At 60.0% G+C, this 11896-nt stretch carries 11 protein-coding genes, 1 tRNA gene and 1 pseudogene; 10 read left to right on the top strand and 3 right to left on the bottom strand.

What is annotated here, in order from left to right; translation table 11 throughout:
- Nucleotides 1–99 precede the first annotated feature (99 nt).
- Both AACY31_RS24945 and AACY31_RS24950 read right to left on the bottom strand, forming a co-directional pair.
- Nucleotides 100–381: a peptidylprolyl isomerase gene (locus tag AACY31_RS24945; protein ID WP_339482983.1), complete on the bottom strand. Its 282-nt coding sequence runs from the start codon at nt 379–381 to the stop codon at nt 100–102.
- Nucleotides 382–477: 96 nt separating this feature from the next.
- On the bottom strand, nt 478–1323 hold the full coding sequence (locus tag AACY31_RS24950; RefSeq protein WP_339482981.1) for an esterase/lipase family protein: 846 nt from the start codon (nt 1321–1323) through the stop codon (nt 478–480).
- Between the two features lie 323 nt (nt 1324–1646).
- Between AACY31_RS24950 and AACY31_RS24955 the strand changes: the two genes are divergently transcribed.
- The gene (locus AACY31_RS24955) at nt 1647–2708 is read left to right on the top strand and encodes a hypothetical protein (protein WP_339505220.1); all 1062 of its coding nucleotides are present in this window, start codon (nt 1647–1649) and stop codon (nt 2706–2708) included.
- 71 nt (nt 2709–2779) lie between these two features.
- Here AACY31_RS24955 and AACY31_RS24960 read toward each other — a convergent pair whose 3' ends face one another.
- Nucleotides 2780–3850 carry a 3-deoxy-7-phosphoheptulonate synthase gene (locus AACY31_RS24960; RefSeq protein ID WP_339505222.1) on the bottom strand — a complete coding sequence of 357 codons (1071 nt, stop codon included), beginning with the start codon at nt 3848–3850 and terminating at the stop codon, nt 2780–2782.
- 613 nt (nt 3851–4463) lie between these two features.
- Here AACY31_RS24960 and AACY31_RS24965 point away from each other — a divergent pair.
- From AACY31_RS24965 to tnpC, 9 genes and pseudogenes are all read left to right on the top strand, one after another.
- A complete protein-coding gene (locus AACY31_RS24965; RefSeq protein ID WP_339505224.1) occupies nt 4464–5222 on the top strand; it encodes a carbon-nitrogen hydrolase family protein in 759 nt (252 codons plus the stop codon).
- Between the two features lie 10 nt (nt 5223–5232).
- Complete coding sequence (locus AACY31_RS24970) at nt 5233–5667, top strand: GNAT family N-acetyltransferase (RefSeq protein WP_339492839.1); 435 nt, start codon at nt 5233–5235, stop codon at nt 5665–5667.
- A 126-nt stretch (nt 5668–5793) separates the two neighbouring features.
- A complete protein-coding gene (gacA, locus tag AACY31_RS24975; protein ID WP_003200277.1) occupies nt 5794–6435 on the top strand; it encodes a response regulator transcription factor GacA in 642 nt (213 codons plus the stop codon).
- A 2-nt stretch (nt 6436–6437) separates the two neighbouring features.
- Nucleotides 6438–8261, top strand: a complete 1824-nt coding sequence (gene uvrC / locus AACY31_RS24980) for an excinuclease ABC subunit UvrC (RefSeq protein WP_339482974.1) — start codon at nt 6438–6440, stop codon at nt 8259–8261.
- A 32-nt stretch (nt 8262–8293) separates the two neighbouring features.
- Nucleotides 8294–8854, top strand: coding sequence for a CDP-diacylglycerol--glycerol-3-phosphate 3-phosphatidyltransferase (gene pgsA / locus AACY31_RS24985; protein WP_339482973.1), 561 nt, complete (start codon nt 8294–8296; stop codon nt 8852–8854).
- A gap of 63 nt (nt 8855–8917) precedes the next feature.
- Nucleotides 8918–8993: transfer RNA gene (locus tag AACY31_RS24990), tRNA-Gly, on the top strand.
- A gap of 235 nt (nt 8994–9228) precedes the next feature.
- Nucleotides 9229–9741 (top strand): annotated as a pseudogene (locus AACY31_RS24995) (tyrosine-type recombinase/integrase); the annotation flags it as partial.
- A gap of 82 nt (nt 9742–9823) precedes the next feature.
- Nucleotides 9824–10183, top strand: coding sequence for an IS66 family insertion sequence element accessory protein TnpB (gene tnpB, locus AACY31_RS25000; protein WP_339492840.1), 360 nt, complete (start codon nt 9824–9826; stop codon nt 10181–10183).
- An 18-nt stretch (nt 10184–10201) separates the two neighbouring features.
- The gene (gene tnpC, locus AACY31_RS25005; protein ID WP_339505226.1) at nt 10202–11749 is read left to right on the top strand and encodes an IS66 family transposase; all 1548 of its coding nucleotides are present in this window, start codon (nt 10202–10204) and stop codon (nt 11747–11749) included.
- The last annotated feature ends 147 nt before the right edge of the window (nt 11750–11896 follow it).

Raw genomic sequence — 11896 nt, forward strand, 5'->3', positions numbered from 1 at the left:
CTGTGGGAGCAAGGCTTGCCCGCAATTGCCGCGCCGCGGTCCAACAGCTGTTCCGCGTCATCGTTCATCGCGGGCAAGCCGTGCTCCCACTAGGGGTCATCAGTCCTGACGGCTGGTGACTTCCAGCAGGTGGTAGCCGAATTGGGTCTTGACCGGGCCTTGGACCACATTGATCGGTGCGCTGAATACCACAGTGTCGAATTCCTTGACCATCTGGCCCGGGCCGAACGAACCCAGGTCGCCGCCCTGACGGCTGGATGGGCAGGAGGAGTTGGTCTTGGCTACTTCGGCGAAATCGGCGCCAGCTTCGATCTGGGCCTTGAGTTCGTTGCACTTGTCTTCAGTGGAAACCAGGATGTGGCGGGCAGTGGCTTTGGCCATGGGGGAAATTCCTTTCGCTGTATTTAAAGGTGTTGAGCCTACCGGATTCATTAACGGGGTGTTGTTAAAAATGCGTCAAAACCTTGGGTCCGGCGATCAAAGGCCAGCTTTGCGCAGGCGCTCGGCGTGGCGCAGGTAAAGCTCTGTGGTGCCTGCTGGGTTGATAGCCTCCATGTGGTCCATGGGGTAGTCGGAGCGAATGACCTTGCCCAAGTGCGAACTGAAACGCCCGACCAGGCCGTCGTTTTGCCCGGCTTCGGTGATGAAGTATTCGGAAAAGGCGCGGCAGAAAACCTGCAGAGGTCCTTGTTCTTTATCCGTCGACTCTCGCAGCGTGCCGCTCCATGAGTAGTAGCGCACGCCGTTGACCCTGTCCGGACCGTTCCCGCCCCAGTGCTTTGGCAGGCCTTGAGGGTATTTGTCATTGAAGGCGCCCACGCCTTCAGTGGTCAGTGCCGCCAGTGCGGCGACGGCGGCCGGCGATAGCTGCGCCTGGCCGTCCAGAAACGAGATGAAATCGGCGAACAGCGTGGCGACGCCCCTTGCCACATGCCCTGGCAGCCGTCCGGGGGTAAGGGCCTTGTGCAGGAAGTCGGCCAGCTCGGAGCCATGGTTAGGGCCGCTGACCGACGTGACCGAGGCCACCCTGTCGGGTGCCAGCGCGCCAGCATACCGGGAGGCCAGCGCACCCTGGCTGTGGCCGATCAGGTTGACCCGAGTGGTGCCGGTGCCGACCAGGACCCGATCGATCTGCGCCAACAGTTGTTCGCCTCTGGCCTCGTTGGAATGGGTGGCTGACAAGTTCGGGATGAACACCCGGGCACCGCCTGCGCGTAGGGCTTGTTTGATGCCATGGAAAAGTTCGAAACCGCCGACCCTGTCAAACCCGAACAACCCATGGATCAACAGGATGGGAAATTGAGTGGTTGCATTCCGTTGCATGTTCGTACCTTTTTCGAAGAGGTTCACGATGAATTTGCGACCTCACTCTAATCCAGGCCTGAAATGGATGGTGTAGGAAGAAACCGCGTTGGGCCGGGGAAACCGGAATAGAAATAGTGGGAAAAGTGGGAAATAACCCGACAGTGGCAAAAGGTATAGGCGGTCTCCTATAACCCGGGTCGTATGCAGCTACATCTTTGAACGCCAGGGACCACCGCCGTTGTCGTCTTGTCTGGCTGTGGGTTTGGCGCGAGTGGGGTTTAATAGCTCCATCGAGCACCGTTATGCAAACGGTGCCTTCATCCAAGGACTGGAGCCTGCATATGATCACTTACCCCTCTCTTCAACGATCCCGCTCAACCTCAGGAACAAGGCTGTCGCCACCGGTCCTGGCTGCGGCCAGGGACGGGGTGATCAACCCCGCTTGGCGCAAGACCGTCGTTACCGTCAAACCTTATCCCATGATGACGTGCGGGGATGAGGTGCTGCTGCGTTGGCATGGGCTCAACAACGAGGGTGAGCCTTACCGGCATGAAGTGGCCGGGTTCGTCACGGAGCGGCAAGTAGGGCGAGACGTCGTGTTCGTCGTGCGCGAACCGCATATCGCCGAGTTGGACGGTGGCTCGCTGGAGATCTCCTACCAGGTGATGGGCAAACGATTGCCGGGCACGTTGGTTTCAGAACACCTGCAACTGGAGATCGGCGATGCATCGCCGCAACTGCTGCCTGCCATTGCCAACGATGCGGTAGGCGGCAGTCTCGATCCGAATCGGGTGCCTGACGGAACCTGGGTGAGCATTCGGCCCTACGCCAGGATGGCGGTTGGCGATCGCTTGATCCTGACTGCCAGCAAGGATTCCAACGCGCTGTGGCGCGATGTGCTGGATATAGAAGCTCATGCGGTTGGCCGCGAGGTATCGCTCTGGATCGACCACTCGTTGATCGCTCCCTATGTGGGACACGATCTGGTCCTGGCCTATGTCGTCAGGCGTGGGCATTCGGTGCGTCGTGCCGAGCCCTTGTCGTTGCACATCGGTCCGCTGCTGCGCCCTGCGTTGAAGGCCCTTCAGATTCGGGAGATGAACGCTGGGTGGCTGGAGGTCGACGACCTGCAAGAAGGGGTGACGGTTGTCATCGATGACCCCGGGCTGGAGGCGGGCGAGTGGGTCGGGTTGCAGTGCAATGGCAACTCCGCCTATGTGCTTGAACGCGAAATCACCGAGGCCACGGCAGGTCGGCCGCTGGTGTTTGTGATTCCTGCCTGGTATTGGCAGGCGCAGCGCGACAGGTCGGTGAACGTGTTCTATCAGGTCGAGCGCCTGGATGACGTCAGCCAGCGGTCCGAGTGGGTGACGGTCCAGGTGCGTTCCAAGGCGCCAGGCTGAACGAAGGCCTGCACAACCTTGCGGGAGCTCGCTCCCACAAGGTCTGCGCCGCCCTCTGGTGTCTCGGGATCTCAGGCTGGCAATTGCAACCTGTGATGAGCATCGCGCAACAGCTGCTCGGTGGACTCCCAGCCCAGGCAACCATCGGTGATCGAGACGCCGTAGCGCATCGACGGGCCCAGCGGCTGGCAGCCTTCGAACAGATGGCTTTCGAGCATCATGCCGATCAGGGAGCGGTTCCCTTGCAGTCGTTGTTCCAGCACGTCATTGAACACCTGCGGTTGGCGCAGCGGGTCTTTGCCGCTGTTGGCGTGGCTGCAGTCCACCATGATCCGCGCCGGTATCTTGAGGCGGGTCAGGTCGTGGTGTACCTGCGTGACGCTCTGCTGGTCGTAGTTCGGCCCGCGATGGCCGCCGCGCAGCACCAAGTGGGTGTCGGGGTTGCCCGGTGTCTGGATGATCGCCGGATGCCCCTGGCTGTCCACGCCGAAATGCCGATGGGGATGGGCGGCAGAGCGCATGGCATCGCAGGCAATGCCGACCCCGCCGTCCGTGCCGTTCTTGAACCCCACGGGCATGCCCAGGCCGCTGGCCATTTCCCGGTGGATCTGCGACTCGGTGGTGCGCGCACCGATGGCGACCCAACTGAGCAGGTCATCGAAGTAGCTGGCGGCCATGGGTTGCAATAATTCGGTGGCGACAGGCAAGCCCAGTTGCAACATTTCGCGCATCAGTTCCCGGGACAAGGTCAGGCCGGCGGCCATGTCATCGCTGCCATCCAGGCCAGGATCGTAGGCCAAGCCTTTCCAGCCCACGGTCGTGCGGGGCTTTTCCACGTAGGCGCGCATGACCAGCAGCATGCTGTCGCTCACTTCATGGGCCACGCGAGCCAGGTTGGCGGCGTATTCGAGGGCGGATTTGGGGTCGTGGATCGAGCAGGGACCGACGATGACCAGCAGGCGGGAGTCCTCACCGTCGAGGATCGCGCGGATAGCCTGGCGATGGGCGCTCACTTGGTGGCTCAACGCGGTGCTGAGCGGCAATTGGTGCTTGAGTTGCAACGAGCTCGGCAGACGCAGGGTCAGGGCTTCGTTGGCAGGGTTGAGCGTGGACAGCGGCAAAGCGGAGATGGACGAATTCATGATCTGGCTTCCTGGACGAGCAGCGGGTTCGTTCCCGCGGGCCGGCCCTAGAGGGGTGTTCGACAATTGGCCGGATTGGCCCGCAATTGAGGCTTGCCACCGGTAGGTGACCGATCGGAGGCGGCAGGCTGTCCCGAGCGGTGGCTGGTAAATCGCCAGGCGGAAAAACTGTCGTAACGGTAAAAAGTGGCGTAGTTCATGGCTCAATCCTCAAGTTGTCTGGTGCTGCAAATGTGTGTGGCCTGAAAAACAAAACCCCCGGTCGGGAGGCCGACCGGGGGTTTGAAAACTCTGGAAGGCGACCCGTTTAAAGTGGGCGCCGGTTGGGTATCAGGCGCGCCAGTGGCTAAACCAATACCCAAAATACAAGCTGACCGGAGTTTGAACGCTGTTCGCCCAGGCAGCCGCAACCGAGCGCGGGGCGCTGGCGGTTTGAAGCGGTGAGAGGGCGTTGAGCATGGTCTGTCTCCGATGAATGGCCCTGAGCTTACTTGAGGACGGTGCGCCCGTTCAATCAGAAAATGCTATCGAGGGCATGCAATTGTTCGCCTCGGCTTGAGTCCGCTGGGCTTTATGACAAACTTCAAGTTTGCAGCGCCTCCCAGGATGACCTATGACCGCTCCAATCTTCGCCACCGCCCAGTCGATCTCCATCGCGGGGGATATTCGCGCCAACGTCAGGTGTCATCAGCGTTTCATGCAGGCTGCCGTCGAACAGGGCGTGCAGTTGCTAGTGTTTCCTGAGCTGTCGCTCACCGGCTACGAACGTGGCCTGGCGGCGGACCTGGCCATCCTGGCGGACGATGCCGTACTGCAACCGCTGCGCGAGTTGGCGCGTGAGCTCGGCTTGACGGCGGTAGTGGGCATGCCGATTCGCCTGTCGGCGGACGCCCCGGTGTTGATCGGCGCGTTGGTCCTTGGCGCGGACGGTTCCCTCGAGGTGTACAGCAAGCAGCATCTGCACCCTGGGGAAGAAGTCACCTTCGCCCCGGGGCATGGCGGCTCGATACTGGCGATGGGGCAGGATTACATCGCCCTGGCCGTATGCGCCGATTTTTCCCACGCCAGCCATGCTGCCGCGGCAGCCGGGCAGGGCGCTACGCTGTATGCGGCGGGGGTGTTGATCACCGAGGGGGGCTACGTGCCCGATACGGCATTGCTGCAAGGATACGCCCGGCAGCATGCCATGGCCGTGCTGATGGCCAATCATGGCGGCGCTACCGGAGGCTGGGAATCGGCTGGTCGCAGTGCTATCTGGGGCCCGGACGGTTCGCTGCTCGCGACAGCGCCAGGCACGGGGGAGCTGTTGGTGATCGCCCGCCGCGACGCCAGCGGTTGGGTAGGGCAAGTCGTGCCGGTGGCAGTGCGTTGATGAGGTGTTCATGAGTTTCGAGTGGCGTGTGGCAACGGCCGGGGACATCGATTTCGCCCGGCAGCTGACCTGCGACAACATGCTTCCTTATTACCTCAAGCATGATTTGCTCTGGCAGGACGAAGCATTCGATCTGGCCTGGATCATTCGCCAGAGCTGGATAATCAGTCGTGCCGGCCAGGCGCTGGGCTTCGTCAGTCTCAGTCGTGATGCCCGAGCGTTGTATATCCGGGAGTTGCAGATCGGCGAGGCGTTTCGCGGGCAGGGCGCTGGTACCTGGGCGATCGGACAGGTTTGGGGGCTGGTAGGGTTGGAGCGTCGCCCGGCGCTGCGCCTGACGGTGTTCAAGGATAATCCGGCCAGGGCGTTGTACGAACGCATGGGCCTGCGCGTCGTGGGCGAGGATGAGTGTTTCCTGAGGATGCAGCGAGACGTCGGTGCCTGAAGCCTCGGACGTTGTGCCAATAAAGATGTGTTGTAACTTTTATCTGTTCCTTTGCGCTAGGTCTGCCGGATGCTTTTTGCTAAGGTGTTGTGCAACCCAAATAAGACCAAATCGTGAGGTGTCTGCTTGATTAGGGTGTTAGTGGTCGATGACCATGATCTCGTCCGTACGGGCATTACACGAATGCTGGCTGACATCGATGGCCTGCAGGTAGTTGGCCAGGCTGAATCCGGGGAAGAATCCCTGATCAAGGCGCGTGAATTGAAACCCGACGTGGTGTTGATGGACGTCAAGATGCCTGGCATCGGCGGCCTTGAGGCCACGCGCAAGCTGCTGCGCAGTCACCCGGACATCAAGGTGGTCGCGGTGACCGTGTGTGAAGAGGATCCGTTCCCCACCCGGTTGTTGCAGGCGGGTGCGGCGGGCTACCTCACCAAGGGCGCTGGCTTGAACGAGATGGTCCAGGCCATTCGCCTGGTTTTTGCCGGGCAACGCTACATCAGCCCACAAATCGCCCAGCAATTGGCGATCAAATCATTCCAGCCAACCAACGATTCTCCCTTCGATGCGCTGTCGGAGCGGGAAATCCAGATTGCCCTGATGATTGTCGGTTGCCAGAAGGTGCAGATCATCTCCGACAAGCTGTGCCTGTCGCCAAAAACCGTCAACACCTACCGCTACCGTATCTTCGAGAAGCTTTCGATCAGCAGTGACGTCGAATTGACACTGTTGGCGGTGCGCCACGGCATGGTCGATGCCAGCGCCTGAAAATGACTGAATTGTTTGATCCAAGCGCGTTCCTGTCCACTTGCAGCGGTCGCCCCGGCGTGTACCGCATGTTCGACAGCGAGGCGCGCCTGCTGTACGTCGGCAAGGCCAAGAACCTCAAGAAACGCCTGGCCAGTTACTTCCGCAAGACCGGTCTCGCCCCGAAGACTGCCGCCCTGGTGGGGCGCATCGCGCAAATCGAAACAACGATCACCGCCAATGAAACCGAGGCGCTGCTGCTTGAGCAGACGCTGATCAAGGAGTGGCGTCCGCCGTACAACATTCTGTTGCGCGACGATAAATCCTACCCGTATGTGTTTCTGTCCGACGGTGCCTTTCCGCGCCTGAGCATTCATCGGGGCGCCAAAAAGGCCAAGGGTCGGTATTTTGGTCCTTATCCCAGCGCTGGGGCGATTCGTGAAAGCCTCAGTCTGCTGCAGAAAACGTTTTTCGTTCGCCAGTGCGAAGACAGCTATTACAAGAATCGCACCCGGCCCTGCCTGCAATACCAGATCAAGCGCTGCAAGGCGCCTTGCGTGGGGTTTGTCGAGCCGCAGGTCTACGCCGAAGACGTACGTCACTCGGTGATGTTCCTGGAGGGCCGCAGCAATGCGCTGACCGATGAATTGTCGGTAGCCATGGAAGACGCGGCGGTCAACCTTGAGTTCGAACGGGCCGCCGAGTTGCGCGACCAGATTGGCCTGCTGCGCCGCGTGCAGGACCAGCAAAGCATGGAAGGGGGCAGCGGTGATGTCGATGTGATCGCTGCGTTCATCAACCCGGGTGGCGCTTGCGTGCATTTGATCAGCGTACGTGGCGGTCGCGTGCTGGGCAGCAAGAACTTCTTTCCCCAGGTGGGCATCGAGGAAGACGTGGCCGAGGTCATGGCGGCATTTCTGGGTCAGTACTACATCAGCAGCCCGGAACGCGACTTACCTGCCGAGTTGATCGTCAACGTGGTCCACGAGGATTTCCCTGCCCTGATCGAAGCCATCGACAAGCTTCGTGGTCGTGAACTGACCATCAGTCACCGCGTTCGTGGCACCCGTGCCCGTTGGCAGCAACTGGCCGTGACCAACGCCGAACAGGCCCTGGGTGCGCGCCTGGCCAACCGTCAACACGTGGCGGCGCGGTTCGAGGCCCTGGCCGATGTCCTCAACCTGGACGAGCCGCCGCAGCGGCTGGAGTGCTACGACATCAGCCATTCCAGTGGCGAGGCAACGGTGGCGTCCTGCGTGGTGTTCGGTCCGGAAGGCCCGATCAAGTCCGATTATCGCCGTTACAACATCGAAGGCGTCACGCCGGGCGATGATTATGCGGCGATGCATCAGGCGTTGATGCGACGCTTCGGCAAGCTGAAGGACGGGGAGGGCAAGTTGCCAGACATCCTCCTGGTGGACGGTGGCAAAGGCCAGTTGTCCATGGCCCGTGATGTGCTCAATGAACTGATGGTGCCGGACCTGATCTTGCTGGGCGTGGCCAAGGGCGCAACGCGCAAGGCCGGTTTCGAGACCTTGTACCTGAACGACGCTGCCCATGAGTTCACCCTCAAGGGTGATTCTCCGGCGCTGCACCTGATCCAGCAGATCCGCGACGAAGCCCACCGTTTTGCCATCACTGGACACCGTGCCCGCCGTGGCAAGACGCGCCGTACGTCTACACTGGAAGGTGTGGCAGGCGTCGGCCCGACGCGACGCCGCGACTTGTTGAAACATTTTGGTGGATTGCAGGAGCTGTCTCGTGCCAGCATCGAGGAGATAGCCAAAGCACCCGGTATCAGTAAAAAGCTCGCTGAGTCGATTTATGCAAACCTGCACAGCGAGTAGAATGCCCGTCAACCTCGCAGCCAGTTGTGCCGATGAATATCCCAAATCTGATTACCGTCCTACGCGTCCTGCTCATCCCAATCTTCATTTTGCTGTTCTATTTGCCGTACCACTGGAGCTACATGGCCTCCGCCTCGGTCTTTGCGTTCGCCGCCGCGACGGACTGGCTGGATGGTTACCTGGCTCGACGTCTGGAGCAGAGCACGCCGTTTGGTGCCTTCCTGGATCCGGTGGCCGACAAGCTGATGGTCGCGGTGGCCCTGGTGCTGCTGGTCCAGGAACACGGCAACCTCTGGCTGACCTTGCCGGCGGCGGTGATCATCGGCCGCGAAATTGTTGTCTCGGCGCTCCGTGAATGGATGGCCGAGCTGGGTGCCCGCGCCCAGGTCGCCGTGTCGAACCTGGGCAAATGGAAAACCGCCGCGCAGATGCTCGCGCTGGTGATCCTGCTGGCGAATCCTTCGGACTTCAGCTTCTGGGTGCTGTTGGGCTATGCGCTGCTGGTGGTATCCGCCGGCCTGACGCTGTGGTCGATGATCCAATATCTGCGCGCCGCTTGGCCGCATCTGCGGACGGATGTAGACCCGAAATAAAACTTTTTTGAATCAAGGGGTTGACGGCGTAGTCTGAATCTATAGAATGCGCCACACCAAGACGCGGGAATAGCTCAGTTGGTAGAGCACGACCTTGCCAAGGTCGGGGTCGCGAGTTCGAGTCTCGTTTCCCGCTCCAAATATTGCGCTACAGAGTTCCACTGAATTCTGTAAGTGATTGAAATCAGGGCCTTTAGGCCCTTTTTTCGTTCCAGCGGGAACCACTGAAATCCAGCACTATCCGGTGCGTTTAAGTCCCGATTTAAGTCCCGAATGAGGATCTTGGATTTGGATGTGCACTGAATCGGTTTTTTGCTGGAGCAGCTTGGATAGCGAGACGAGCATCTGGCCCTGACTCTGTTCAGGAGCTCGCGATGGCACTCTCGGATACGACCGTTCGGCAAGCCCGAATCACCGGCAATGACTACACAATAGGCGACACGGATGGGCTTGCGCTTAACGTGACGGCCCGCGGCGGAAAAATCTGGCGTTTCAGATACTATTGGGCGGGTGTGCAGAAGCGCATGTCTCTCGGTAGTTATCCGCAAATCAGTCTCAAAGAAGCCCGTGCCAGACGTGATGAGGCGCGAGCCTTGGTTGCCCAAGGCATCAATCCCTATGAACACCGTAAACAACAGCGTCGTGCTGTTCGTTTTGCGGCAGAGCATACCTTTGAGGCCGTGTTCAATCAGTGGGTGGAGTTCCGCAGGCTGAGCCTGAAGGAGGGCCGCCAGAGTACGCTCTCGCAGATCTTGCGAATCTTCAACAAAGACGTCCTGCCCACGTTGGGCGGGAGGTCCATCTACGATATCAATCGTCACGATCTGTTGGATTTGCTGAGCAGGATTGAACAGCGCAAGGCCTTAACGACCGCCGAAAAATGCCGTATCCGCTCCACGAACCCCACATTCCAAGCAGATAGCTGACGGCTGATGCTGTGCTCCCGATTTCCCTCAGGAGCCCACCACCATGATGCGTCCCAATGCCAGCGTCGAAAAAGTCTACCTCTACCCCAAGCCAGTAGACTTTCGAAAGTCCATCGATGGCCTCACCGCACTGGTCGAACTGGACATCAAAGTCGCCGTGTTCGACCCCGTTCTTTTCGTCTTCCTAAATAAAGCCCGTAACCGCATCAAGGTGTTGTACTGGGAGCGCAACGGCTTCTGCCTTTGGCTCAAGCGCCTGGAAGCCGAGCGTTTCAAAACTTCGCCAGACGCCACCGATGACACCATTGTTCTGACTGTCCAGGAACTGAGCTGGCTACTCGACGGTTTCGATCTCTGGCGCAACCGTCCGCATCAGGTTCTGACACCCCGTTTTGTTGCCTGACCCGGTATAATCCGGGCCATGATTTCCCTGCCCGACGACCTTCCCGATAATCCTGTTTTGCTCAAGCAACTGCTGCTTGAGGCACTCAGTCGCCAGGAAGAAGTGGCCCAGGCTTACCAAACCCACATCGTCGACCTGAAAGAACAGATCAAGCTGCTGCGTGACCGCTTGTTCAATCGCAAGTCCGAGCAGAGCATCGATCCGAATACACCTCAACTGGAGATGTTCAACGAGCCGGAAAGCGAACCACTGCTGGCCGTGGTGGACGATGCGGACGAAGAAGTCGTGGCCCCGGTCAAACGTCGTGGCAAACGCAAACCGTTGTCGGCAGAGCTGCCACGTATCGAAGTCATCCATGACCTGCCCGAGCACGAACTGACCTGCGCCTGCGGTTGCCGCAAACATGTGATCGGCGAAGAAACCAGCGAGCAGCTCGATATCGTGCCGATGCAGATCCGCGTGCTCAAACACGTGCGCAAGGTCTACGGCTGCCGTGGCTGTGAAACCTCGCCAGTCACCGCTGACAAGCCGGCCCAGTTGATCGAAAAGAGCATGGCCAGCCCCAGCGTGCTGGCCATGCTGCTGACCACCAAGTATGTCGATGGCTTGCCGCTGCACCGTTTCGAAACGGTGCTGAGTCGGCACGGTATCGAGATCCCCCGGCAAACGCTGGCACGCTGGGTGATCCAGTGCAGCGAGCATTTCCAGCCGTTGCTGAACCTGATGCGCGATCGGTTGCTGGAAAGCCCGGTGATCCACTGCGACGAAACGCGCGTGCAGGTCTTGAAAGAACCGGATCGCGATCCGACCAGCCAGTCCTGGATGTGGGTGCAAGCCAGCGGGCCGCCTGATCGACAAGTTGTGTTGTTCGACTACACCACCAGCCGTGCGCAGGAGGTGCCGTTGCGCCTGCTGGAGGGATATCGCGGCTACGTGATGACCGACGATTACGCCGGTTACAACGCGTTGGCGTTGCAGCCCGGCGTCGAGCGTCTGGCGTGCATGGTTCATGCGCGACGCAAATTCATCGAGGCGCAGAAGGTGCAGCCCAAGGGCAAAACCGGGCGTGCCGATATCGCGCTGACGATGATCAACAAGCTGTATGGCATCGAACGCGAACTCAAGGATGCCAGCGATGAGCAGCGGTTCATCGGTCGCCAGGAAAGAAGCCTGCCGATTCTCCACCAGTTGAAAAACTGGCTGGATAAAACGCAGCCCCAAGTCACACCGCAAAGCGTGTTGGGCAAGGCGGTGCACTACCTGGCGAACACCTGGAGTCGACTGGAGCGCTATGTCGAGGCCGGCCATTTGCCGATCGACAATAATCTGGCGGAACGTGCGATAAAGCCGTTTGTCATCGGGCGCAAGGCGTGGTTATTCAGTGACACGCCCAAGGGCGCCACGGCCAGTGCACAGATCTACAGCTTGGTCGAGACCGCGAAGGTCAACGGCCAGGAGCCCTATACGTGGCTGCGCCACGTACTGGTGCGGCTGCCGCATGCCTCGTCGGTCGCCGACTATGAAGCACTGCTGCCGTGGAACTGCTCGCCAGAGATGCCACGGTAACCGGCTAGCCAAGGCCTGGGTAGGTGGGGTAATGAGATGGTCCCCCCCGACACCCCGCGAGGGCTACGCTTTCGCAGGGTGTTTTATTTTCGGAGGCCATCTTCATGAGCGAATCAGCGCTGGTCGGTATCGATCTCGGCAAACACA

Source organism: Pseudomonas sp. RL_105y_Pfl2_101, assembly GCF_963970585.1.
Lineage (GTDB): Bacteria > Pseudomonadota > Gammaproteobacteria > Pseudomonadales > Pseudomonadaceae > Aquipseudomonas.